Consider the following 22,070-nt stretch of genomic DNA (forward strand, 5'->3'; position numbering starts at 1 on the left):
CCTCAAAACGGTGTATCATCTTCATCCGGCATACTATCAGTATCCACTCTCACTTTGCTCGGACACTGCTTATTAATACAAACCGGCATACATTCAACAACTTCCCGGTATCCAATATCGTTATAATCATAGGTAGGTTCGCTGGTTAGGTACTCCACTAAATCCATTTCAGCCCCGCAGTATTCGCATATCTCCCAATCACTCACACTGCCAACCTCCTACGCAGCAGCTTTGTCCTTTTTCACTAACACTTCCATGTCTTCAATGACGAAACCTAGCCTGAGTGCCTTAAATTCTTCTGCAGCCTTTCTGGTCACTTCCAGCGGGGTTCTTGATTTGTGCTGCTCGTAGTTTTCTAGTACCCTGGTACCACAGTTAAGCACAACCTCTGCAACTCGCCTGGGAATGTTGTAAGCCTCACGTGCTTCCTGTATGCAATTTCGTAACGCTATTTCCACCGTTATTCACCTCCTTTCTACGTAAATTTATCTCACCGCTAATTAAGTGAGTTATAGTAAAATTTGTTATATAAAACTAACCTTTGCTTGCTGACCACAAGTACCTCTTAGCGGGCTTCCCGGCCCGCTCCTTCCCCGGCCGGTTTTACTTCACACAATCTTTAATAACGCATTTTAAGAGTCCTTTTTCCACCCAGTACGTTACTGCAGTTTCCGGCAAGCCAATTGATTCCGCAATCTCCTTGTCCAGCTCATTAAGAGCCTTCACGGCTTTCTCAATATCTATTTTTCCGTAGTTGTTTTTTAGTTCGTCCATAATCTTTTCCCACAATCCTTGTTTGACGAAATAGCTAAAGTCTGGCCTAAATAATTGGAATGCGGCCTTGGCAGCCGGTAAAACCTCTAGAGTTAAATTGACGTGTTTCATAGTTTTTCACCCCCTCCTAACTTGCAGTAGTCTGCTTACTGGCAACCCACTCTAAAAGCTCCTTAGTTAAAAATTTCTTGCGGTTGCCTATTACGACAAACGGTATTTCTCCCTTTTCTATTAGGGAATACAATGTATTACGGCAAATCCTAAGTAGCTTCGTAGCTTCATTAAATGTCAGTAGTGGCTGAAGTTGCATTATTACTGTTTCTGCCGACTGAGGTATCGGTTTAGGCTTTTCCACCTTCTTACCGCACTCAGGACAGAATTTTATGCTTTCGGCAAGCTCTGTACCGCATTTGCATTTCATGAAATTCCACCTGCCTTATAAACTTTTCAGCTCAGATTGCATACTTCTTATCTGTGAGGTAAGACTCTCAACCCTCCGAGCTCTTGCCAGCATATCCTCAAAGATTCTGGTCCCGAAATTAATGTACATATCAACATAAAAATCCTTCTTTAAGTTACCCTGGGTTGGGTAGTCCAGATAGACCGGCTCTATCGTGTTGCTGTAGGTCACTAAATCAGGCAATTCTACACTGGTATCTACATGGCTCACTAACTTGCAAAATTCTTCATGCATCATGGTTTATTGCCTCCCTTCTTCTGGAATTAACTGGCCTGCTCTTCTAAAAGTTCGGTTATTTTAACACCTAAGGCGGCGGCGAATTTACCTAGCTCACGTGATTTTACTTCTCTTGAGCCACTTTCTATTTTGCTAATTTGAGACTGCTTATAGCCAGTCAAGTTTCCTAGTTCATCCTGTGTCATATGTTTACTTTCCCTAATGATTCTGATTTTGTTGCCAATCAACCCGCACACCCCCTTAATTGATTCTATTATAGAATATTAACATATCGATGTCAATTGATTTGATTCTATTTTAGAATAAAATATTCTTATATATTGGCTTACTATTAGTAAGCCTGTAGAATAAATATTAATTATTCTTTTTTGGAATATGGTGTTATTATGGATATAGGAAAACGTATTAAGGAACTAAGAAAAACTAGAAAACTTACAACCAGACAGCTGGCTGATTTGTCGGATATATCTCAACCGGTTATTAGTCGTTTAGAAAACAATGAGCGTTCTGCTGATGTTGAGTTAATAAAGCGTATCTGCAAAGCCCTAGAAATAACTCTTCAAGACTTTTTTACAACTCAAGAACCAGAACAGGAGCCGCTCCCCCCAGAAGCTCACCGGGTAATAGATAAGGTTAAGGGCCTATCACTGGATAAGCTTAAAGTGCTGGAGGCAGTTCTTGATACATGGGTTGATTAAGTTGCCAAAAGTGCTAGGGTAATATGTCAAGAGGGAATTTAAAAACATATTTTTCCTTGTTTTTGGGTATAAAAAATTAACCACCACAGAAACACCCAAAAATTCCTGTTGCGGCTATAAAATTATTCCCTGATATTAAGGCATAATCTTAAAATATGGTTATTGTTTGCACCAATAAAGCTCAGGGAAAAACATATATTGGTGCACAAATAATATTTCAGTGCATCACCACTCTTTTACCTGTGGATAACTATGATAATTAATATTCCTAGCCAGTTGGCAGCAGACAACCGCAGGAATATTAATCAGCACCGTTACCGCAGTTATTTAAACAGCTATCCCCTGTCCGACCTGTAAAGCTGGTTCTTTGAAAGTAAGGAAAAAACCAGCCTTACAAACTTCCTAGCTGTAAGAACCTGAGCTCGTTTATGGGCATGTTTTTTTGATTCTTGAAATTTTTTTTGATAGTAAGCTCGGTACTCGTCATTATGTCTCCTCAAACTGTCCGCAGCTTCTATCAGATAATACCTGAGATACCGGTTTCCAGCCCTATTCAGGGGTTTATCTTCACCGTCAAATTCGCCGGATTGATTGCTATTCCAGGTGATACCTGAAAATTTAGCTAACTGGGACTGATCTTCGAACTTGTTAATATCCCCAATTTCAGAGATAATGCCGGCGGAAAACACTGGCCCAATTCCCTTGATTGACATCAATGGATTCGAGAGCTTGGCCATATCCCTGGCAATCACACTGTCCAATTTGCGGATGGTTTGCTCAAAAAAGCGGATATTATTCATACTGGTTTCAAGAATCAGATTAACCGAATCCGTGAGCTTCGGACTCATCCGGTAGGATTCACGGCAAATTCGTTTTAGCTCAGTAGCCAATGTTTCAGGGTTAGAAAATTGCTTATTTCCTTTATCCACAAGCAATTGAACCAAGTCTTCAAGTGGTGTATTAATAATTTCTTCCGGGCCAAAAAAATCGGTAATAATAGACATGCTGGTGGCTCCAAAGATATCACTGAATACATCACCATAATTACTAAATTTCATAAACAACATAGTTAAAAAATAACTTTTTTCTCGCACAAGTGAACCCACCAGGTGAAACCTGTAACGGGTCAGTCGCTGTAGCGGAAGATACATCTCATCAACCTCGTAAGGTTTAGGTAATCTGCCGTGTCTTAGTTTTTCAGCTATGATATAAGCGTCATATGCATCGTTCTTGCCCTTTGGAGGATAAGACTTCTTGAAGTTCTTGATACTTCTGGCATTGAGTTGGTAAACTGTAGGCCTGTATGGCTTTAATTCTTCGGTGATTAGTAAATAATTCATCAAGTGAAAGTGGTATAAAGAAGTAGCTTCCATTCCAAAAACAACATGATCAAAGCTATCTTTAATCGATAACTCTTTAGTTTTAGATGCCAAACTCTCGGCACCTGAAATGGAGTTATCGAAAACTAACTTTTTCAACAAAATCGTTCCGTCTAATTTCATAAAGCAAGCCACATTCTTATTCTTACCAATATCAATGCCAACATGCAAGGATATTGTCATAAAAACACCTCTGGTAAGTGGATTAACTTTTCCGTTTTCTACGCGAGAACATCCTCGTAATCAGAACTGACATGGAGCGGGAGACTACCTGGATCTGCTGCCATCCAGGTCAACTATCATGCTGAACAGGCTAGGTGTTAGAACTAAAACGTAGAAGGAAAAGAAACATACTTTATTAAGCAGTCTATGCTGCTCGGGGTATTGAGAATTTACCATCTTACCGGGATCATTCTAACTAAATGATTATTTAAATTGCTTATTTCATCAAACATTGACAGACAGGCACCTAAAAAGTACTATCTAAACCATTGTAAATTATAGCACTCTTTAAAGAAAGTTGACAACACCACTCCCCCGGGTTTAAACAGCCTCACGTAAATCAGAATTGCTAAGCAAACATTCTAAGTGTCAGAATCAAACCCTGACGGGGAAAGAGAAACAGACTTAAAAAGCATTGTGGATATCACCACATGCGAGGAGGACTGATGAATTCATCTTACTAATTTTTCAGTGTGGGCTGTCTCTTTGAAAATGATTTGCCTGTGGATATTTTTCTGTCAATAAAATTTTCGGTTCGTATAGACATCACCATCCTATCATTGATTGGGTACCTTGGCGCAACTACTTCCAATAAGTAACCCACATGCAGTAATTCACGTGATTAATAGGTACCTTTACTGCATTGTTGTGGTATTGTTATTGACTTCATCAAACCCAGGTACCCTTGATATGGGAACCGGTTCCCTGAACATCCGGACCACAACATTCTACTATTTTAGAACATGTCGTATTCGGTTGTTCTGACTCTATTATACGAGGAGGATAACTATGACCAATGAACAGTTTCAAGAACTCGTAATAAATCACCTTAAAGCACTAACAAACGAAGTAAAAGAAATTAAATCAAATCAACACAAACTTGAACTACACATTGAAACAGAAGTTACCGATAAAATTAGAAGTCTTTATGAGTTCCGCGAAGTTCAGGCAAATGTCAATGAGCGTATCCTTGCAGCATTAGATCGTATTGAATCTAAGGTAGAAACTCACGATATTCAGATTTCAATACTGGACAAAACTAAATCTAACAAGCGCAAGGTTAAGTGATATTTAATAATTTTCCCTTCTTTTGGGATAGAATCTAAGGTGCCAGATCACTCATTGCCTGCGCACAGTCTTCGCATATAAACGTTCCATCCTCAAGAGCTAATGTGCCGGTAAGTTCTTTACAGCAGACACATTCATGCTTTTGCTTTTTCTGTTGCTTCCGGCGTTGTTTTCTCTTTTTAGGTTTAGTCACCTCCCTCACCTCCCTTCTGTGCCGGTTAGGTTAAGTATTGGCATCGACACAGATTTATTAATGGCATCTATAACGGATTTCGTTAGTTCATCATCAAAAAAAACAGCCGGTTCAACACTTAGCGCACTTGCTATTACTTTTAGTCTCTCAACGTCTAAACGTGTATTACCTAACATAATATGACGATAACCTTGTAAGGATAACTTTAACCTATTAGCAAGATAAGTTCTTGTAACCCCTTTAGCTTCTCTAATTTTTTCTACGTTTTCATGTACCACTATTAAAACACCTCCAGTTGTATTACTAATTAACGAATTCTGTTAGTAATATTATACTAACGAATATCGTTATAGTCAACACTAAACATTATACTTCTCTCAAATTTCGTTATAAGTATATCAAATTACGTTAGTCGCTGTTACTATTATATTTAGTAACATTTTGTGAGGGATAAATTTATGAATATAGGTAATAGAATTAGAACACAAAGAATATTAAAGGATTTTACACAAAAACAATTAGCTGAACTTGTTAATGTTTCACCGCAAGTTATTTCTAATTGGGAGCGTGGATATACTCCAGTAATACCTCATGATGATGTTGTGAGATTAGCAGATGCACTTGGTATCTCTCCTGCCTATCTTTTGTGTGAAACTGACATCAGTGAAACACCAGAACAGCAAATAGAATCTGCCATCAATGATGATGCCGATCTATTGGAATTTTGGCATGAATTAAAAAAGAGAGATGATTTGCAACTTCTTTTTAAGCAAGTTAAACCGTTATCACCTAAATCAATAAAGAAGATAATTAAAGTAATCAAGGTTATTGAAGATGAGGAAGCTATGGAAGATTTATAATAAAAGAAAGGAGGATAAGAAGATGATAAAGCAGCAGACATATAAGCTTACCAAAAGAAAACCAAGAACCATCATTTTTTCGATAATAGATAAGCATAAAGTTAAAAAAGAACTGACTGCTTTCCGCTCTCTAATTGGTATGTGGGAAAATAAAGATACCAGCTTCTTTGACAAGAAATGAGCGGAATTCTTTTAGATACGGTGATAATAATTGATTTTTTGCGGGCATTCCGTAGCTCAAGACCAAAAAGTAAAGAACATAAATATCATTCAGAAAAAGCAATAGAGTTAATTGAGGATTTAATAGAAAAAAGGATACCACGATACATATCATGCCACACAATAAAAGAGCTTCTACAATATCCATATATATCTGAGCAAGAAGAAGCCAGAATTGATACTATGCTACCACAGTTTATTAAAATTTTACCGACTACCATGAAGGTTGCTAAGGTAGCTGGATACTTTTCCCGACAGTCAGCAGAATACAGAGAACATCATATAGAAGACTGCTATATAGCAGCTGCTGCTGTTACATATAACCTATCACTATACACCAGAAATCCCGATGACTATAAGTATGTTGAACATGCAAATCTAAAAGTAACAGTACCCTACCAATACCAACCGTCAGTCAGTAGAGATTAAAGTAATCCTGCATACCTAACAGGAAGTGAAGATTTGAATAAATATAAAAATAAATATGCAGTTATACGTGCTATGTTAAGCGGTACCATGGACCAGGATGAAGTTATGCTGGCTTATGGTATAATACCGAAGTTAGCTGAACTGGCGCATGATGTAGCAGCTTTTGTTTACCGCTCCAGAAAAGACAGATTTTACATAATAGTTAATCAATATCTTAGCCAAGAAACAAGAAAAGCTGTATTTTTTCATGAGCTCTGTCACATTATTAGGGACATGCCCGCCGCTGGCTATATTCTTGGCTTAAATAGGCAGAGAAGTCCAATTGAAAAGAGGGCTGATTTATTTATAAAAGAAGTAGCAGCAGCATTTAACACCCATAACGGGTGATTTTGTGTTTTAGGGGTGATTCGACAAAATATTATTAAGTTATGAACTTAGTTTTATAGTGAAAGCAAAAGGAGGGTTGGAGTTAGAATTCATAAAAGGAGGGTTTGTATTTTGAAACTAAAAAGAGGCATAGTCTTCTTTCTCATGTTGGGGTTACTGTTAATGCTGCCAGTTCCAGCCATGGCTACCCCAAAAGTTATATTGGATGGCAATCAGCTATCATTTGATGTATCACCTACAATTGAAAACGACAGAACTTTGGTACCACTTAGAACAATATTTGAAGCCCTTGGCGCAGATGTTAATTGGAATGGGACAACCCAAACCGTGACCGCAACTAAGGATAATGTTGAGGTAAAACTGCAAATTGGGGTAAAAACTGCTTATAAGAATGGCTCTCCTGTTACCCTTGACGTACCGGCTAAGATTATGAATGATAGGACAGTAGTACCGCTACGCTTTGTAAGTGAGGCTTTTGGATCTAACGTAGCTTGGGACGCATCAACGCAAACTATAACTATTACTTCTATAACAGCAGTACCTGCAGTTACTGGACAAATTAAAGTTACTCCTCAGTCACAATCACAACAAGAACTATCTGTCACTCAAGGCCAATTTGTAGGCAGTACCGAATCAAACAAATACCATTCTCCTGATTGCAGATATGTCGAAAAAATTGCTCCCGAAAATAAGATTTGGTTTAAAGATGCCGTCGATGCCGAGGCACATGAATATGTACCTTGTGGAGTATGTAAACCATAATATAACAATTAGCCCGGCCTTGTGGCCGAGTTTGATTTAATATTCCACGTGGAATAATCCCGAATCACTGCCGGCAAGGTCGGGTGGACACAAACAGTATGCATAAAAGAGGTGATAGTTACGGGAGGCGTAAACGGCGGCTACCTAAGAAAGAAGGGTAAAGACAAGTGGGAAATAGTTGTGGAAGCAGGGAAAGATTCGGCTACCGGCATAAGAAAACGGATCAGTAAAACATTCAACGGATCGGAAAAAGCGGCAAAAAACGAGCTCGATCGTATAAAAAACGAAGTTAAACAGGCAACATATATTCCACCAACCAAAATGAACCTGCAGCAGTACCTTGAAAAGTGGATGGGGTTCCAGAAGGACAAGCTGGCCCCCCGGACATATCAGCGGTATCAACAAATAATTGACCTTAGGATTATACCGGCACTAGGCAAGATTATCCTGGAAGAATTAAAACCTATGCAGCTCCAAGAGTTTTATGCCAAGCTTAAAAAGTCTCCTCGTCTTGACGGTAAAGAAGGCACTCTATCGTTGGACACAATTATGTACCACCATAGAATCCTAAGAGTTGCGCTTAATCAGGCAGTAAAATGGCAGATGATCGGCAGAAACCCGGCAGACGCTGTTGACACTCCAAAACAAAAAAGAAATCAGTTTACCGCCCTAGATGGGAATCAAACAAAGAGACTATTGGAATTGGCAGAAGGATCGCAACACTATCTGGCTTTGCTCTTAGCTCTAAGTACCGGTCTTAGAAGAGGTGAGATATACGGCCTACGATGGAAGGATATTGACTTCCACCACAAAACATTAACAGTTAATCAGGCAGTAAAGTATTTACCTGGTCAACCTCTTATTTTTGGCCCACCAAAGAACGATTTCAGTCGGAGAACTATTCCGCTGCCTCAGAAGGTATTTGATGCTTTTCAAGAGCGCAAAATAGCGCAGGATAAAATGAAAAAGAGGCTAGAATATGCCTATAGCGACAATGACCTTATTTTATGCCAAGAGGACGGATCTCCTACCCACCCTGACACTATTTCATCATGGTTTCAGAAGTTTATTAATAAACATTCTGGCTCAAATAAAAAAGAGTCTACTGACTGCATTACTCAGCAAGCAAACTCCAATAAAACAGTAAATTTACCAAAAATAAGATTTCATGATCTAAGTTATCCGTACATAAATAAAATCCGAACCTTCTATAAAATAGCTTAATAATAAGCCCTTTCCTTAATAGAAAGGTTTGGATTTTATTTTTATGCTGTATACTCCGAGCAGGAGGTGTACAGATGAATACACAAAACTTAAGGGATAATTATCCCAAACTAATCGACTACATGGAAAGAGCTGGTTATTGCGCCACATATATAATAAAAGTGCGCCGTGAGATAGACTACGTTCTTTCTGGAGCGGATTCAAAGGACTGGGCGTCGTACACAGATATTTATCTGGAGCACGTGAATAAATCAAGTTCCCGGCATTATCTGCGTGGCAAACTGAATTGTCTTGGAATTATTGAGCGATTTGACAATCGCGGCCAGTACCCCGACGGAAGGCGGCGACAGCAGATTGTGAAACGTGGTCTGTATCACTTGTTGTTGCCGGAGTTCAAAGCTGTGGTTGACTGTTACCGAGCATCTGAAAGCAAGAGAAACAAGAAGGCAACCACAATCATAGGCGAAGCGAGCCACGGTGCGAGCTTTTTGTACGCTTTGCAGCAGAAAGGCATAAATACTCTTGGCGAGATTACAGAGGCGGCTGTGTTATCCGTTTTCATAGGTGATGACGACACTTTACGCCGGAGTTGCTCATACAAAAAGGACATCGTCGCAATTCTCAAAGCCTGCATAAGGGAGAATCCTGATTGCCCAGAGTTCACAAAAATATTGGCTTACCTGCCTGAATTACGGGAGCGCCGCAAGAACATCCAGTATTTGAAGCCGGATGAAACACATCAGATCAAACAAGCTCTCGTAAATGGGGATTCGGGGCTTTCGCTCAGAGACAGAGCGGTTGGTTCACTGGTGCTTTATACCGGACTGCGCTGCTGTGACATTGCCGGACTGACGGTCAATGATATTGATTGGGAGAAAGAGCTAATCTGTATCAGACAGCAGAAGACTGGCGCTCTCCTCGAGTTGCCGCTTTCCGTAATCGTAGGCAATGCCGTCTATGACTATCTTGTGTCCGAACGCCCGGAGACCGAGTGCGAATTCCTATTTATCTCAGAAAATCGACCCTACGGACGTTTGTTGAGCGGAAGTATCGGAAACATTTCCAACAAGATAATGAAAGCCGCAAACATCAGACAAAGTGCCGGCGACCGTAGGGGATTTCATATCTTTCGCCACCGAGTGGCAACAGAGCTTCTAAGCAGCGGTGTCCCTCAGCCTGTTATCAGCAGGGCACTTGGTCATACGTCACCCGATTCTCTGGAAACATATTTGAGCGCCGACTTTAAGCATCTCAAAGAGTGCGCACTCAGTATAGAACGGTTCCCAATGCCGGAGGTGTTTGCGTATGAGTGAGTTTATATCCTCCCTTGCACCGCTCATGCGGTCATTTGTTTTCTATCGGAAGGTTTCTGGACGTTGGAATGAAGCCTCTTACGAAGTTAATCTGAGCCTGTTCGACAAGTATTGTGATAAGAATTTTTCTAATGCTTCCGAATTGTCGCAGGACATGGTGGATTTATGGTGCGCCCAACGCAAAACGGAAACAAACAATTCATGCCGTTCCAGAATATATCCTGTGGTCAGCTTCATACGTTATCTGCGCAAACGCGGAATGACAACCGTTGCGGAACCCGATATCCCCCGAAAAGAGCCGAGAGTCTATATCCCACATGCGTTTACTGAAGCGGAACTTCAGAACTTCTTTGCGGCTTGTGACTCTATATCCGCCGCTCCGCCCACAGAAGAACAGTTGTCGCGCCGGATAACCGTCCCCGTATTCTTCCGGTTGCTGTACTCAAGTGGAATCCGAACGAATGAGGCACGGGCTCTGATGCGTGAAGACATTGACCTTGACAGCGGCGTTGTGAATATCCGCTACTCCAAGGGGCATACGCAGCATTATGTTGTGCTGCATGATTCTATGCTTTTACTGATGCGACAGTACGATGGTGTCATTGATAAAATGTACCCTGAACGGGTCTACTTCTTTCCTGCCAGAAAAAGAAACGGCGGCTTCCACAGAGCATCCTGGGTACAGCGTAATTTCAATAAAATGTGGCGTCAGCATAACTGTGGTAATGTCGTCCCATACGAATTCCGGCATAATTATGCCGTTGAGAACATCAATGGCTGGACGGATGTAGGGTTTGAATTTAACGCGAAACTGCTTTATCTCAGCAAGAGCATGGGACATAGCGTTTTGGAAAGCACGAAATACTACTATTCGCTTGTTCCGGGACTGACCGACATTATTGAGGCTCAAACCGACGAAGGCGCAGTCATCCCAGAGGTAGACTATGAGAGCTACTAACGAGTCCGTTGTACTGGCGAGGCACATTAATGCTTTTCTTAACGAATATGTTCCATCACAAAAAACCAAGAGCGCCCACACATTGAAAGCGTATAGTGATGCGCTCAGTTTGTATATCGGTTTTCTTGAAACGGAAAAAAGCATAAACTCAAGCAATCTCAATGGAAATTGCTTTTGCGCTGCGAACATTGAGGATTGGCTCGTTTGGCTGATGGAAAGTCGTTCGTGCAGTCCTGAAACCTGCAACAACCGGTTGGCTTCACTTAGGGCTTTTCTCAAGTACCTTAGCAGCAGGGACGTTTCGTACCTTCACTTATCTCAATCGGCGTCACAGATAGAGCGAAGAAAGGTATACACTAAAAAAGTGACTGGCATGAGTAAAAAAGCAGTAAGTGCTTTGCTCGAAGCCCCTGATTCGTCCACGAAGGCTGGTCGCAGGGATATTGCTTTGATGGTCGTCATGTACAGCACCGCCGCTAGGATAGACGAAATATTGTCTATGAGAATTGAACAATTGCACCTGGATACGGATAAACCAAACATCACGGTCATTGGTAAGAGGGGCAAAATCCGAACGCTGTATTTGTTGCCAAAGGCCACGGCTCACCTCAGGGCGTATATTAAAGATTCTCACGGGGCCACACCCAATCCGTCATCTTTCGTGTTCTACTCAAGGAACACAGGTCCCGCCGGAAAGATGAGCCAGAAAGCCGTTAACAAGCAACTTCGCAAGCACGCACAAGCAGCGAGGTCAGTATGCGGTGAAGTCCCTGCCGAGATTCACGCTCATCAGCTCCGCCACGCCAAATCCTCTCACTGGCTGGAGGACGGCATGAACATTGTCCAAATATCCTTCCTTCTGGGGCATGCCCAGCTTCAAACGACGATGGTTTATTTAGACATAACCACCGAGCAGGAAGCAAAAGCTTTGGCAACGCTCGAAGATGAAAACGATAAATCATTAACCAAGAAGTGGCGCAATGCAAATGGGAGTTTGTCCATGTTATGCGGTGTCCGGGCGATGAAACGGTAAAATATTATCCGAACCTTTCTCTTGGAGATTTCTTTAAAAATTGGATTCCATGGAAAAAGGTTCGGATTTTATTTATGTACGGGTAACTGAAGAAATCCGAACGTTCGGATTTTTTAAGACATACCCACGCCACTTTATTGCTTTTACAGGACGTTCACCCTAAGGTAGTGTCTGAAAGATTAGGTCATGCCAGTATAACAATAACCCTGGATTTATACAGCCACATTCTGCCTTCTCTGCAGAAAGGAGCTACTGTGAAGATAGAAGAGTTATTATTTGATTAATATTAATCATAGCAGTTCATTTAATGGTTTGGGCAGAGAATGGCAGAAATAATGGCAGAAATACAAAAGGCCTGCATGTATCGAAACCATGCAGGCCTTGATTTACCTGGAGCTGATGGAGGGAATTGAACCCTCGACCTACGCATTACGAGGACTTAGAATTAATATTTTGTGTGTTATCACGTATTTTACCAACCATAAAAGCCTTGAAGACACTGATTTTTCATAATTAAATATCTTAGTATGTCTTTTATATTTTAATACATTTTAATTTGTCCGTTAGCAAAATGTTTGCAAGTTAACAACCCCCTATACCAGATAAGATTATTTATTGCATTGATTTATATAAAACGAAATTCCCCCTACCCCCTACTTGATATGAATTCCTATAAATACTGGCTTTAAATCTATGTGCATTGGTAGAAGGTATAGACTAATGAATAGACATAGGCGTATGGTTAAATCGCTTCTATTAGTTTATAATTTAATAAGAAAAATATTTTGGGTTTATGAAGGGATTTTATTTTGTACTATATAGAACCGAAATAATAAATATCGTTATAAATTAAACGCAAAGTCTCTTTTTCACATCTTCCGAACAGCATTTGATTTCCTCTAAAAACGAGTCAACAGATTTTTGAATTTCTGAAGCATTTTTATGAAAGCGATTATAAATAGCTGTATTTTTTAACCATTTCCATAACTCTTCTATGCAATTCAGATTGGGTGAGTAGGGTGGAAGAAATTTCAGAAACAGATGATCCTTATGCTCGTCTAAAAAGTCTTTAAGTAATTTTGCATGATGAACTCTTGCATTATCAAGAACAATGTAAATTTTAGAAATGTCATCTTTTAAAAAATGTGATACCAATTTTTTAAGAAAATCTTTGAATTTTTCTGCATTGATTTTGTCATAATTTACACAAAAAACTTTACCCGTATAGTAGTTTAAAGCACCGTATAATGTAACTTTTGCATGGTGTCCATAGGTCTTAATCTTTTTTTGCTCACCTTTTGGGAACCATGCTCGTTGTAAACCTTGATAGTCCCTAATGTGAGATGCATCCACATATAGGAGTATTTCACATTCAGTGAGATTTTTTTAACTCTTCCAGCTCATCTTGAAAAGCTTTTTGTTTTTCCGGATCAGCTTTGGCTAATACATAAGTGGGACGATTATAACGAAAATCCATCTTAAGAAGCATGCGCCAAACACCATCTGATGTATATTTAACGCCGTATGTATCATGAATGTAAGCAGCGAGGGTTTTACAATTCCAAGTAGTATGGGTACTAAAACCAACCTCTGATGGTGATTGTTTCAGTACCTCTTTGACCTCTTCTTTTTGTTCATTGGTTAGCCTTGGCGGTCTTCCCGGTTTTTTTGATACATGAAGCAGTTTTTCAACTCCACCTTCATTAAAGTAAGCAACGTATTTTCTTATGGTTTGTTCACTTATATCAAGATATTCGGCAATCTGCTTTGCTTGTCTCCCTTTCATGACAAGAATAACAGCTTGAACTCTGCATCTTAGTTTATATGGTGTTTCTCTTTTTATCTTATTCAAATCCTCAATGGTTAAATTTTGTGGATTGTTTAAATGCAATTTCCTCATGGTAATAATACCCCTCCCCACACTTGATTCTATTTTACAGGATAGGAGTAAAAATTACCATTACTTTATTAATCGTTTCTATATAGTAACTGATGAAATGCCGTGAATAGGCAGTTATCTGATTCGACAAGAACAGTAATATGAGTATGGGAGAAATAAATCATGATTAATAAATATCTTCTTTATATAGATATATTAGGTTTTTCTAATTTAGTTAAAAATGACTATACTAAAATTGATAAAATTTATAAGTTAATTAACTCTTTAAATGTTCATAAGCATTATGCGTTTAATACAATTGTTTTTTCAGATACAATTTTAGTCTACAATTCAAAAGAGCCACGGTCAGAAGAGGAACATAAATACTTAGTAATGTATGCTGTAGAGTTTGCTCAGGATTTATGGTTTCGAACCGTTGGGAAAGAAATCTTTTTTAGAGGCATATTGCGTTACGGCCCATTTAATCACAATAAACTGAGCCATATTGATGCTTTTTACGGGGATGCTCTAATAGAGTCATACTTAAAAGAAAAAGATTTAAATTGTTGTGGGCTATTTATTGATAATAGCTGTATTAAGTATAATGATATATTTCCAACACTAAAATACGATAAAAATTTAAACTATGTATTTTATCTTCAAAGTTTAGAACGTTTAATGTTAAATACAGATGGAAATTTATCTACGGATCCTTTTTTTCTGAATTCTACTTACGATTATTGGAGTATACTCTGGGATCTTAGGTATCTGAGAGATATCAATAATTTAATGACGAATCATCCCGAACCCAAAGTTAGGAGTAAGTATCTTATTACTTGGCATATTTACAGAGCAAGATATCGAAAAATATTAGACTTATTAGAACAAGCCGATTTTAACCCTCTTGTAATATGTAATGAATATGATTGGTCTGAAATGGAAGAATCTTTTTCGGAGCAAATAGAATCTTGGTATGAGTAACAAATAAGCCAAAGGAAACGGTTTACCTTCGGCTTATTATTTTCTAATCCAAACCTCTCCAACACACACCACCTCATCATAATGCAAATTACAACAACCCCTTCTCCGTAAGACACTGGTACTGGGGCAAATAAATATGCCGCTTAAACTTACAATCTGCCGGGACATATCTTATGACAGCACAATGTGTTACCCGGCATCTCTGGTCGATCCACTCAAGCAAAGGGAATCTCTTTTTTTGTTAAAGGTGGTTTACACGACATTGCAAATAGAGTCAGACACACGCCAATAAGGTCAAATAAGAGACCTATTGTTGTTCTAATTTTTGATATTATAAAATAACCTTTTTCATGAATTTTCATCAAGAATTACTAAGAGAAACAGCGCAAATAACCAATAATGAAAGTAAACAGAACATAAAACATTATTTTATACCTAATAACAGTTGCCAACACACTATAGATATGTTATTATAAAATTGTAAGGTGCGCCCATCATAAATGGGCACTTTTTTATACTTTTTTATGCTATATTGAGACGACGTTAAAAGAATCTTTACCCTGTTTTTATCCAGTCCGCCGCCGGAATTCCGGCGTTTTTTTTATGTCAATTTTGAAGGAGGAATATTATGCAAGGTGAAAGACGAAAAGCAACTTTTACCATACCAGAAACAGCAAAGCTACTTGGTATTAGTCGAGCGCATGCTTATGAATTGGTTAAAATAGGAAAGATTCCTGCTATTCGATTAGGTGCCAAACGTCTAATCATTCCAGTTGAAGCAATTGAGCGATTGCTTTCAGCTTATTAATTTCAAGGAGGGGTTTAAGAGTATGAAAAAGGAAGCTTATTCGATTCCCGAAACTGCCAAAATTTTAGGAATTGGCCGCAGTTTAGCTTATCAACTAGCCAGGGAGGGAAAGTTAAAAACCGTAAAACTCGGTAAGAGATTAATTGTGCCGGCAAAAGTAATCGAACAGATGCTATCCGCTTGTGGTTAAAGTCGGCAGCATCTTTCTTTTATTTAAAGATAACACAAAAGGAGATTTCAAAAGACAAAACCCGGCAGCTACCGGGCGTAAGGAAGTCAAATATTGCAAATTGGAGGCGTGATTTATATATGACTAACAATGACAAATACAAAATTATACTTTCAAAATTAGGAATTACCCCAAAAACGGTTAATGGACATACTGCCCAGTGCCCCGTTAAATCACATAACGACGCTAAAAATAGTCTATCAGTATGTTTGGACAATGACAACAGAATTCTTTTAAAATGTCACGCCGGTTATCCTATAGAAAGGCCATTGGCTTAAACTATCAATTCTTGAAGCAATTTAATTTTAACACATACAAAACAACACACAAGGACTATTTAGGGCGTGATTTAAAATGAATAATGGAAAATATGAGCTTATTCTTTCGCGTTTAGAAAATGTTCAAGTAAGTGGCAATGGATATACTGCCCGGTGCCCCGTTGAATCACATAATGATACTAAGAACAGCCTATCAATAAGAACTGGTAATGACAACAGAATTCTTTTAAAATGTCACGCCGGTTGCTCTATAGAGGATATTGTTCGAGCCCTTGGCTTAACGATGCGCGATTTGTTTCCTTTTCCTAATCATCAAAACAATGACCGTAATAACGCTTCGGGTATTACTTTGAAAGAACTGGCGACAGATAAATATATGCCAATAAATTTTCTAACTTCACTAGGAGTTTACCAATCTGGCCGGGTAGTTAAAATCCCTTATCGTCTTGAGGACGGCTCCCCTGCCCCCCGACAGCGGTTAAGAACAGCTTTAAAGGCTAAAGACGGCAGTCGGTGGGCAAAGGGCGAAGGAAGTCCAGTGCCGTATGGACTTTGGAAATTACGAGAAGCGAGAGATGCCGGACAGATTGTTCTATGTGAGGGTGAGTCAGATGCCTGGACACTCTGGTATCATGGCTTTCCTGCAATGGGTCTGCCTGGTGCAGATATGACAAAAAAACTAAAGATAGCTCATTTCCAGGATATAAGTCGGGTTTACGTGATTCGCGAACCTGATCAAGGTGGAGATACATTTGTCAATGGAATGACTAAGCAGTTCTCCGGATGGCGCAGCTGGCGGGGTGAGCTATTCGAGGTAAGGCTTAGTGAGTCAACCGGGGCGAAAGATCCCAATGATTTACACAAACAAGACCCGGATAATTTTAAGAATGTTTTTATGGAGGTTTTAAGTGCGGCGAAGCCACTTGAAATAGTTAACCAAAATCTAAAATCAGAAGCAAAACATATGTTTGCCAATGGAAATAATTTAACCGATTTAGGTAATACCCGCCGCCTTGTTACACAGCATGGGCAAACTATTCGATACTGCCACATTTGGAAAAAGTGGCTTATATGGAACGGCAAGTTTTGGGAGATTGACAATACCGGTGCAGTAGTGCGTTTAGCCAAAAATACCGTGATGAGTATCTATGCAGAGGCATCAAAAGAATCAGATGAAGGTCTGCGAAAAGCGTTAGTGGATCACGCCAGAAAGTCTGAGGCTGCTTCTCGTATCAAAGCCATGATAACCCTGGCGGAATCCGAAGAAGGTATACCTATAAGCCCGGATCAATTAGATAACAACCGATGGTTATTAAATTGTTTAAATGGCACTGTTGATCTTAAAACCGGCAAATTGTTACCTCACAGGCGTGATGACTACATAACAAAGATTGCCCCAGTAGAATATAGGCCCGATGTGGAATGTCCTATATGGCATACTTTTCTAAATGAAATAATGGAAGATAATCAAAATCTAGTTAGTTTTCTTCAAAGAGCTGCCGGTATGTGTTTAACGGGTGATGTTTCCGAACATGTATTATTTGTTCTTCATGGAAATGGCCGAAATGGGAAAAGTACACTTTTAAACATTATGTTAGATATAATGAATGATTACTCAATTCAGGCACCACCCGATCTTTTAATGGCAAAGCATAACGAACGTCACCCAACCGAACTGGCAGACCTGTTTGGAAAACGATTAGTGGTATCAATCGAAAGTGACGAGGGCCGCAGAATGGCAGAATCGCTAATTAAACAGCTGACAGGCGGTGACAAAATTAAGGCCCGCCGCATGCGAGAGGATTTTTGGGAATTTTGGCCTAGCCATAAATTATGGCTGGCAACAAACCATAAGCCACAGGTACGAGGAACAGATACGGCAATTTGGAGTCGATTAAAACTAATCCCATTTAACGTATCTTTTGCGGGTAGAGAGAACAAACAACTACCCGCAAAACTACTTACAGAAAAGCCGGGTATTTTTAAATGGTTGGTTGAAGGTTGTCTGGCCTGGCAACGGGAAGGACTGGGAGTACCTGACGAGGTACAGGCGGCAACTGAAATTTACCGCACTGAACAAGATACTTTAGGAAATTTTCTTACAGAACATTGCATTACTAACCCACTAGTCAGAGTACCAGCCAGTGATATATATCGTGCCTATAAAGCCTGGTGTGAGAATAATAACGAATATGTTTTATCACAAAAGATTTTTGGCACAAGGCTATCAGAACGAGGATTCAATAAATCCCGCGGTACCAAGACCGGTGGTTATGTATGGTATGGTATTGGATTACTGAACGATCTGAACGATACTGAACGATTTTCCTATATAACAGCTTCACGAGAAAATAAAAGTGAGTTTATACGGAAAATCGAATTTAATCGTTCAGTTCCTTCAGTGGATAAGGAAAATAATGTTAATAGTAAGAATTTTGCTTGGGAAGGTGATTTACATAAATTACCTATTTAACGATATACTGAATCAATTAACTGACTATGGTGTTAATATAACTGTTAATGGAGGCCAAGTGCGATTACAAATGCCATGGCCTCCTGATCAGGCACCACCTGACGTAAGATTTTTGTTGCGGCAATTAAAAACACATGCATCACATATACAATCGCAACCGATATCCTTATATGCTAAGAATTTTTACGGCGGGCCTAACAGCCTCCCGGCACAAGAATGGCAAAAACTTTATCAAAAAACCGTTACTAAAATCAAGCATACCAAACAGCAGGACGAATATAGCCGGTTATTGATTGAAGCACTTTATTATAATAACTGCTACCGATTCTTAACCCACAAAAAAGGAATCAATCCATATAAGCATGTTGTAGAAAATTTAATAATGAGTTGAAGCAATTAACGCTAGTAATTGAGGAGCATTGAATATGAAATATATTTACCGCGAAAACCTAAAAAAAGAAGCATGGGAAGCATTACAACTCTACAATTTAAAAGATCCACGGGATTTAAATCACGCTGTTCATTATGCTGAAACCATCCTTCGCACATGGTATTATAGAAGCCGTCAAATTGCACGGAGAGAGAAAAGAACTCATCCTGGGTTTAAGGTCTATGTAGCAGCTATTATGGCGGATTCTAAACAAAGTTTTGAACCATCTATAAGAAAAAAGTTAATTAAATCTTACGGAAAAAAACCTGGAAAAATACAACCCGGTTGTTCTGTTTGGGTAGGAGATCCCTTGAAACGCTAATTTAAGAGGGCAAGATAATTTTTGCATTAAGATAAGAACGAGTTAACGATAATATACAGGAGGCATATCCATTGCAGAAAGTAAACTGTCCTATTTGCAGTGAACTAACAGTAAAAACCGAATTTGATTTTTGGAGATGCCCAAGCTGCCGGTGTGAGATTTGGCCGGCTGATGATATGCCCGAAAAGAAAAAGCCGGTAATAACAGACGAAGAAATTAAAGAGGTTTACAAGGAAAGTTTAAGGCAAGGTATTCGTAATGGTAGCGGAAGCGGCAATCGGCGTAATCGAAACAAGAAACATCCTACCTCTCGATACATTAACCCTTTTGCATGATCTCAAAAAACAAGAAAAGAAGGCAGGTGATAACCAATGAAGGGGCATGGTGAAAAATTGACCCGAAAAATGGAATTAGCTGTAGCAGCTCTACTGACAGCCCCGACGATAGGATTGGCAGCGCAAAAGGTCGGAATATCGGAGATCACTCTTTGGCGATGGCTACAGACAGAAGAATTTAAAGGTCGTTATGCGGAAGCCAAACGGCAAGCTGTTGGACAAGCTATTGCCAGGTTACAACAGTCCACTGTTAAGGCAGTGGATGCCTTGGAGGAAATAGTAAGCGATGTAGATGCCAAAGATACTGCCAGAGTTGCAGCTGCCAAAATAATCCTTGAAACGGCCCTAAGAGGGATTGAGATTGAAGACCTGGCTGCAAGGGTTGAGCTACTAGAAAAGTTAGCTAAAGATAAAGATATGGTGATGTAAATGGGCTTAAAAGAGAAAGTGAAAAGAATTGAAAACCGGATGGGTATATCATCATATGAAATACAGCTTATCTTTGAGGGTATGCCACCTAGCACACCAATAATCGTATCAAAGGATACTTGGTATAAAATCAGGCACAATTTATTAATATCTTCATTTGGACAGGAAGCTGAAAAAGAACACGACAGACAAGATATAGCACACAGTAAACTGCTGATAATTAAATTCACAGGAGAGAATGACCTCGAAGATTAGGCGTATTCAATAATTAGAGGTTCCGAATGCGTAAATTGAGTGGAAAAGCTATTCAAGAAAGGAGGTGAGCATCATATATGAATATATGGGCCCGATTAATGCGCTTAGAAGAAAAAAGCCAAGCGGCACATAAAAAAGCCACGATCTGCCCGGTGTTTATCCATGCAGGTGTTGCAAAAATTCCAAGTTTAGGATATGTATTTAGCGAGCAAGAGGGGCTGGCCTTTATGGAGTCCAACGAGGATAAATTTATGTTTGTTACGCTGCCTATACCAAGGTCAGACAGCGGAAAATGAAAGAAAAGCAATGATCTATTGGTATATAAGTAAATACGAAAATCAAAGATGCATTTTGCAAAATAATTAAGGAGTGATTTTGATGAATTACATTGACCAACAAAATGTAAATTATTTAAAAGCGGCATTAAATAATACTAACTATAAACCCAGACAATACAACGACTGGTATCAAGTCGCCAACCAGCAAATTGCCAGCCCTGATTATTCCTCTCTTTTCAGGCAAGCATATCAGGGCAGGGATACAGGAATTAATAGGCTTAAATCAGCCTTTAGTAATGCAATGACAGGCATTAAAAACTCTTATAATGATTCAAAACAGAACCTAACTACTCAGCAGACTAATAATGTAAACTCTGCTCTGACTAATGCTGCTGCCGGTGGATTGGGAGGCAGCGACCTGGCTAACTATCGCAGGGATAAAATAAAAGATACCTACCAACCTTCATTTGATAGACTTGACCGGGAAAAGACAATTAGTATTAATGCGGCAAAAAATAATTATGGTAATAATTTAGAAGATTTATATCAAAAATACCGGGAATCGGTTGCAGGTATTAACGCCCAAAAAGAAGATCGAGGCTTAAAGGTAGCTTCCGAAGCAACCAGGCTATTGCAGCAGGATCAAAAAGGATACCGTGATTGGAGCAGAGATGTAGCTAAGATGCTCCAGGACTATAGCCAGAATCAACAAAAAATGGAGTACCAACAACAGCAAGACGCTTTTCAAAATTCACTTGCTCAGGCAAGGTTTGATTGGGATCAGAAACAAACACTGCTTCCCTACACAATGGGTCCGACACCTGCACAAATGTTACCGTATAAATATCCTTCTGCCAATTCTCTCTTGCCATATAATATGGGGCCAACACCTTTGCAGCAAGCTTCATTATTAAATAATGGCAGCGGAAATAATAAATCTGCTGCCATTTCTGCTGCTTATCAGGCATTATTAAATAATCCGCAGGCATATATGGATCCTAGCTTTATGTCAGATTTCTTTGCGTCAGGACTAACTCCTAGTGATTTCAATACTATCTATAATATTATGTATGGCGGTAGTAGCGGTAATGGCGGAATATCTAACGAAGCACAAAACGAAATTAATAAAAAATTACAACTTAACAATGGGTAGGTGA

General features: G+C 39.4%; 34 protein-coding genes. 23 read left to right on the plus strand and 11 right to left on the minus strand.

What is annotated here, in order from left to right:
- Positions 1 to 2: 2 nt before the first annotated feature.
- The 6 genes from DTOX_RS17845 to DTOX_RS17870 all read right to left on the minus strand — a co-directional run bounded on the left by DTOX_RS17845 (position 3) and on the right by DTOX_RS17870 (position 1,698).
- Positions 3 to 206 carry a hypothetical protein gene (locus DTOX_RS17845; RefSeq protein WP_015759071.1) on the minus strand — a complete coding sequence of 68 codons (204 nt, stop codon included), beginning with the start codon at positions 204 to 206 and terminating at the stop codon, positions 3 to 5.
- A gap of 12 nt (positions 207 to 218) precedes the next feature.
- A complete protein-coding gene (locus DTOX_RS17850) occupies positions 219 to 458 on the minus strand; it encodes a hypothetical protein (protein ID WP_015759072.1) in 240 nt (79 codons plus the stop codon).
- A gap of 145 nt (positions 459 to 603) precedes the next feature.
- Positions 604 to 885: a hypothetical protein gene (locus DTOX_RS17855; protein ID WP_015759073.1), complete on the minus strand. Its 282-nt coding sequence runs from the start codon at positions 883 to 885 to the stop codon at positions 604 to 606.
- A gap of 16 nt (positions 886 to 901) precedes the next feature.
- On the minus strand, positions 902 to 1,195 hold the full coding sequence (locus tag DTOX_RS17860; protein ID WP_015759074.1) for a helix-turn-helix domain-containing protein: 294 nt from the start codon (positions 1,193 to 1,195) through the stop codon (positions 902 to 904).
- A gap of 15 nt (positions 1,196 to 1,210) precedes the next feature.
- Entirely contained in the window at positions 1,211 to 1,471 is a 261-nt protein-coding gene (locus DTOX_RS17865; protein WP_015759075.1) for a hypothetical protein, read from the minus strand.
- A 26-nt stretch (positions 1,472 to 1,497) separates the two neighbouring features.
- Positions 1,498 to 1,698, minus strand: a complete 201-nt coding sequence (locus DTOX_RS17870) for a helix-turn-helix domain-containing protein (RefSeq protein ID WP_015759076.1) — start codon at positions 1,696 to 1,698, stop codon at positions 1,498 to 1,500.
- Positions 1,699 to 1,857: 159 nt separating this feature from the next.
- On the opposite strand from DTOX_RS17870, the gene DTOX_RS17875 reads away from it, so the two are divergent.
- The gene (locus DTOX_RS17875) at positions 1,858 to 2,169 is read left to right on the plus strand and encodes a helix-turn-helix domain-containing protein (protein ID WP_042316192.1); all 312 of its coding nucleotides are present in this window, start codon (positions 1,858 to 1,860) and stop codon (positions 2,167 to 2,169) included.
- A 335-nt stretch (positions 2,170 to 2,504) separates the two neighbouring features.
- Here DTOX_RS17875 and DTOX_RS17880 read toward each other — a convergent pair whose 3' ends face one another.
- Complete coding sequence (locus DTOX_RS17880; RefSeq protein WP_015756467.1) at positions 2,505 to 3,731, minus strand: IS110 family RNA-guided transposase; 1,227 nt, start codon at positions 3,729 to 3,731, stop codon at positions 2,505 to 2,507.
- Positions 3,732 to 4,559: 828 nt separating this feature from the next.
- Between DTOX_RS17880 and DTOX_RS17885 the strand changes: the two genes are divergently transcribed.
- Positions 4,560 to 4,838 carry a hypothetical protein gene (locus tag DTOX_RS17885; RefSeq protein WP_015759078.1) on the plus strand — a complete coding sequence of 93 codons (279 nt, stop codon included), beginning with the start codon at positions 4,560 to 4,562 and terminating at the stop codon, positions 4,836 to 4,838.
- A gap of 34 nt (positions 4,839 to 4,872) precedes the next feature.
- On the opposite strand, the gene DTOX_RS23670 is transcribed toward DTOX_RS17885, so the two are convergent.
- Both DTOX_RS23670 and DTOX_RS17890 read right to left on the minus strand, forming a co-directional pair.
- Positions 4,873 to 5,031, minus strand: coding sequence for a hypothetical protein (locus tag DTOX_RS23670; RefSeq protein ID WP_015759079.1), 159 nt, complete (start codon positions 5,029 to 5,031; stop codon positions 4,873 to 4,875).
- 5 nt (positions 5,032 to 5,036) lie between these two features.
- A complete protein-coding gene (locus DTOX_RS17890) occupies positions 5,037 to 5,309 on the minus strand; it encodes a helix-turn-helix domain-containing protein (protein ID WP_015759080.1) in 273 nt (90 codons plus the stop codon).
- 180 nt (positions 5,310 to 5,489) lie between these two features.
- On the opposite strand from DTOX_RS17890, the gene DTOX_RS17895 reads away from it, so the two are divergent.
- The 10 genes from DTOX_RS17895 (at position 5,490) to DTOX_RS22505 (ending at position 12,500) form a co-directional block, all read left to right on the plus strand.
- A complete protein-coding gene (locus DTOX_RS17895) occupies positions 5,490 to 5,891 on the plus strand; it encodes a helix-turn-helix domain-containing protein (RefSeq protein ID WP_015759081.1) in 402 nt (133 codons plus the stop codon).
- A gap of 22 nt (positions 5,892 to 5,913) precedes the next feature.
- On the plus strand, positions 5,914 to 6,072 hold the full coding sequence (locus tag DTOX_RS23260) for a hypothetical protein (protein WP_015759082.1): 159 nt from the start codon (positions 5,914 to 5,916) through the stop codon (positions 6,070 to 6,072).
- Positions 6,069 to 6,539 (plus strand): type II toxin-antitoxin system VapC family toxin, encoded by a 471-nt coding sequence (locus DTOX_RS17900; RefSeq protein ID WP_015759083.1) that lies wholly within the window; start codon positions 6,069 to 6,071, stop codon positions 6,537 to 6,539. The genes DTOX_RS23260 and DTOX_RS17900 overlap by 4 nt, the downstream gene beginning before the upstream one ends.
- A gap of 33 nt (positions 6,540 to 6,572) precedes the next feature.
- Complete coding sequence (locus DTOX_RS17905; protein WP_015759084.1) at positions 6,573 to 6,926, plus strand: ImmA/IrrE family metallo-endopeptidase; 354 nt, start codon at positions 6,573 to 6,575, stop codon at positions 6,924 to 6,926.
- Between the two features lie 111 nt (positions 6,927 to 7,037).
- Positions 7,038 to 7,688 (plus strand): copper amine oxidase N-terminal domain-containing protein, encoded by a 651-nt coding sequence (locus tag DTOX_RS23950; protein ID WP_015759085.1) that lies wholly within the window; start codon positions 7,038 to 7,040, stop codon positions 7,686 to 7,688.
- Positions 7,689 to 7,799: 111 nt separating this feature from the next.
- Positions 7,800 to 8,912: a site-specific integrase gene (locus DTOX_RS17915; protein WP_015759086.1), complete on the plus strand. Its 1,113-nt coding sequence runs from the start codon at positions 7,800 to 7,802 to the stop codon at positions 8,910 to 8,912.
- 74 nt (positions 8,913 to 8,986) lie between these two features.
- Entirely contained in the window at positions 8,987 to 10,225 is a 1,239-nt protein-coding gene (locus DTOX_RS17920; protein WP_015759087.1) for a tyrosine-type recombinase/integrase, read from the plus strand.
- Positions 10,218 to 11,183 carry a tyrosine-type recombinase/integrase gene (locus DTOX_RS17925; protein ID WP_015759088.1) on the plus strand — a complete coding sequence of 322 codons (966 nt, stop codon included), beginning with the start codon at positions 10,218 to 10,220 and terminating at the stop codon, positions 11,181 to 11,183. The genes DTOX_RS17920 and DTOX_RS17925 overlap by 8 nt, the downstream gene beginning before the upstream one ends.
- A complete protein-coding gene (locus DTOX_RS17930) occupies positions 11,170 to 12,216 on the plus strand; it encodes a tyrosine-type recombinase/integrase (protein ID WP_015759089.1) in 1,047 nt (348 codons plus the stop codon). The genes DTOX_RS17925 and DTOX_RS17930 overlap by 14 nt, the downstream gene beginning before the upstream one ends.
- Positions 12,217 to 12,302: 86 nt before the next feature.
- Positions 12,303 to 12,500 (plus strand): tyrosine-type recombinase/integrase, encoded by a 198-nt coding sequence (locus DTOX_RS22505; protein WP_083773490.1) that lies wholly within the window; start codon positions 12,303 to 12,305, stop codon positions 12,498 to 12,500.
- A 565-nt stretch (positions 12,501 to 13,065) separates the two neighbouring features.
- On the opposite strand, the gene DTOX_RS24980 is transcribed toward DTOX_RS22505, so the two are convergent.
- Together DTOX_RS24980 and DTOX_RS24985 are read right to left on the minus strand one after the other, a co-directional pair.
- The gene (locus DTOX_RS24980; protein ID WP_242652418.1) at positions 13,066 to 13,569 is read right to left on the minus strand and encodes an IS630 family transposase; all 504 of its coding nucleotides are present in this window, start codon (positions 13,567 to 13,569) and stop codon (positions 13,066 to 13,068) included.
- Between the two features lie 19 nt (positions 13,570 to 13,588).
- Positions 13,589 to 14,116: an IS630 family transposase gene (locus DTOX_RS24985; RefSeq protein ID WP_042315212.1), complete on the minus strand. Its 528-nt coding sequence runs from the start codon at positions 14,114 to 14,116 to the stop codon at positions 13,589 to 13,591.
- Positions 14,117 to 14,278: 162 nt separating this feature from the next.
- On the opposite strand from DTOX_RS24985, the gene DTOX_RS17945 reads away from it, so the two are divergent.
- The 11 genes from DTOX_RS17945 to DTOX_RS18000 all read left to right on the plus strand — a co-directional run bounded on the left by DTOX_RS17945 (position 14,279) and on the right by DTOX_RS18000 (position 22,066).
- Positions 14,279 to 15,076, plus strand: coding sequence for a hypothetical protein (locus DTOX_RS17945; RefSeq protein WP_015759091.1), 798 nt, complete (start codon positions 14,279 to 14,281; stop codon positions 15,074 to 15,076).
- A gap of 628 nt (positions 15,077 to 15,704) precedes the next feature.
- Complete coding sequence (locus DTOX_RS17950) at positions 15,705 to 15,884, plus strand: helix-turn-helix domain-containing protein (protein ID WP_015759092.1); 180 nt, start codon at positions 15,705 to 15,707, stop codon at positions 15,882 to 15,884.
- 22 nt (positions 15,885 to 15,906) lie between these two features.
- Entirely contained in the window at positions 15,907 to 16,074 is a 168-nt protein-coding gene (locus DTOX_RS17955) for a helix-turn-helix domain-containing protein (protein WP_015759093.1), read from the plus strand.
- A 393-nt stretch (positions 16,075 to 16,467) separates the two neighbouring features.
- Positions 16,468 to 18,864: a DNA primase family protein gene (locus tag DTOX_RS21720; protein ID WP_015759095.1), complete on the plus strand. Its 2,397-nt coding sequence runs from the start codon at positions 16,468 to 16,470 to the stop codon at positions 18,862 to 18,864.
- 58 nt (positions 18,865 to 18,922) lie between these two features.
- Entirely contained in the window at positions 18,923 to 19,255 is a 333-nt protein-coding gene (locus tag DTOX_RS17970) for a hypothetical protein (RefSeq protein WP_157863012.1), read from the plus strand.
- Between the two features lie 34 nt (positions 19,256 to 19,289).
- A complete protein-coding gene (locus DTOX_RS17975) occupies positions 19,290 to 19,616 on the plus strand; it encodes a hypothetical protein (protein ID WP_015759097.1) in 327 nt (108 codons plus the stop codon).
- Positions 19,617 to 19,687: 71 nt separating this feature from the next.
- A complete protein-coding gene (locus tag DTOX_RS17980; RefSeq protein ID WP_015759098.1) occupies positions 19,688 to 19,951 on the plus strand; it encodes a hypothetical protein in 264 nt (87 codons plus the stop codon).
- A gap of 36 nt (positions 19,952 to 19,987) precedes the next feature.
- Entirely contained in the window at positions 19,988 to 20,380 is a 393-nt protein-coding gene (locus DTOX_RS17985) for a hypothetical protein (protein ID WP_015759099.1), read from the plus strand.
- On the plus strand, positions 20,381 to 20,635 hold the full coding sequence (locus DTOX_RS17990) for a hypothetical protein (protein WP_015759100.1): 255 nt from the start codon (positions 20,381 to 20,383) through the stop codon (positions 20,633 to 20,635). It begins immediately after the preceding gene.
- A gap of 77 nt (positions 20,636 to 20,712) precedes the next feature.
- Positions 20,713 to 20,931, plus strand: a complete 219-nt coding sequence (locus DTOX_RS17995) for a hypothetical protein (protein WP_015759101.1) — start codon at positions 20,713 to 20,715, stop codon at positions 20,929 to 20,931.
- Between the two features lie 82 nt (positions 20,932 to 21,013).
- Complete coding sequence (locus DTOX_RS18000; protein WP_015759102.1) at positions 21,014 to 22,066, plus strand: hypothetical protein; 1,053 nt, start codon at positions 21,014 to 21,016, stop codon at positions 22,064 to 22,066.
- Positions 22,067 to 22,070 lie beyond the last annotated feature (4 nt).

The organism is Desulfofarcimen acetoxidans DSM 771 (assembly GCF_000024205.1).
GTDB classification, from domain to species: Bacteria; Bacillota; Desulfotomaculia; order Desulfotomaculales; family Desulfofarciminaceae; genus Desulfofarcimen; species Desulfofarcimen acetoxidans.

Excerpts from the sequence above, each read along its gene's own strand:
- DTOX_RS23260 (WP_015759082.1), top strand. The coding sequence starts at position 5,914 with ATGATAAAGCAGCAGACATATAAGCTTACCAAAAGAAAACCAAGAACC.
- DTOX_RS17880 (WP_015756467.1), bottom strand. The coding sequence starts at position 3,731 with ATGACAATATCCTTGCATGTTGGCATTGATATTGGTAAGAATAAGAAT.
- DTOX_RS17995 (WP_015759101.1), top strand. The coding sequence starts at position 20,713 with ATGAATATATGGGCCCGATTAATGCGCTTAGAAGAAAAAAGCCAAGCG.
- DTOX_RS18000 (WP_015759102.1), top strand. The coding sequence starts at position 21,014 with ATGAATTACATTGACCAACAAAATGTAAATTATTTAAAAGCGGCATTA.
- DTOX_RS17885 (WP_015759078.1), top strand. The coding sequence starts at position 4,560 with ATGACCAATGAACAGTTTCAAGAACTCGTAATAAATCACCTTAAAGCA.
- DTOX_RS17875 (WP_042316192.1), top strand. The coding sequence starts at position 1,858 with ATGGATATAGGAAAACGTATTAAGGAACTAAGAAAAACTAGAAAACTT.
- DTOX_RS17855 (WP_015759073.1), bottom strand. The coding sequence starts at position 885 with ATGAAACACGTCAATTTAACTCTAGAGGTTTTACCGGCTGCCAAGGCC.
- DTOX_RS17895 (WP_015759081.1), top strand. The coding sequence starts at position 5,490 with ATGAATATAGGTAATAGAATTAGAACACAAAGAATATTAAAGGATTTT.
- DTOX_RS17925 (WP_015759088.1), top strand. The coding sequence starts at position 10,218 with ATGAGTGAGTTTATATCCTCCCTTGCACCGCTCATGCGGTCATTTGTT.
- DTOX_RS17930 (WP_015759089.1), top strand. The coding sequence starts at position 11,170 with ATGAGAGCTACTAACGAGTCCGTTGTACTGGCGAGGCACATTAATGCT.
- DTOX_RS17950 (WP_015759092.1), top strand. The coding sequence starts at position 15,705 with ATGCAAGGTGAAAGACGAAAAGCAACTTTTACCATACCAGAAACAGCA.
- DTOX_RS24985 (WP_042315212.1), bottom strand. The coding sequence starts at position 14,116 with ATGAGGAAATTGCATTTAAACAATCCACAAAATTTAACCATTGAGGAT.
- DTOX_RS21720 (WP_015759095.1), top strand. The coding sequence starts at position 16,468 with ATGAATAATGGAAAATATGAGCTTATTCTTTCGCGTTTAGAAAATGTT.
- DTOX_RS17865 (WP_015759075.1), bottom strand. The coding sequence starts at position 1,471 with ATGATGCATGAAGAATTTTGCAAGTTAGTGAGCCATGTAGATACCAGT.
- DTOX_RS17955 (WP_015759093.1), top strand. The coding sequence starts at position 15,907 with ATGAAAAAGGAAGCTTATTCGATTCCCGAAACTGCCAAAATTTTAGGA.
- DTOX_RS17975 (WP_015759097.1), top strand. The coding sequence starts at position 19,290 with ATGAAATATATTTACCGCGAAAACCTAAAAAAAGAAGCATGGGAAGCA.
- DTOX_RS17920 (WP_015759087.1), top strand. The coding sequence starts at position 8,987 with ATGAATACACAAAACTTAAGGGATAATTATCCCAAACTAATCGACTAC.
- DTOX_RS17990 (WP_015759100.1), top strand. The coding sequence starts at position 20,381 with ATGGGCTTAAAAGAGAAAGTGAAAAGAATTGAAAACCGGATGGGTATA.
- DTOX_RS17860 (WP_015759074.1), bottom strand. The coding sequence starts at position 1,195 with ATGAAATGCAAATGCGGTACAGAGCTTGCCGAAAGCATAAAATTCTGT.
- DTOX_RS17945 (WP_015759091.1), top strand. The coding sequence starts at position 14,279 with ATGATTAATAAATATCTTCTTTATATAGATATATTAGGTTTTTCTAAT.
- DTOX_RS17900 (WP_015759083.1), top strand. The coding sequence starts at position 6,069 with ATGAGCGGAATTCTTTTAGATACGGTGATAATAATTGATTTTTTGCGG.
- DTOX_RS17985 (WP_015759099.1), top strand. The coding sequence starts at position 19,988 with ATGAAGGGGCATGGTGAAAAATTGACCCGAAAAATGGAATTAGCTGTA.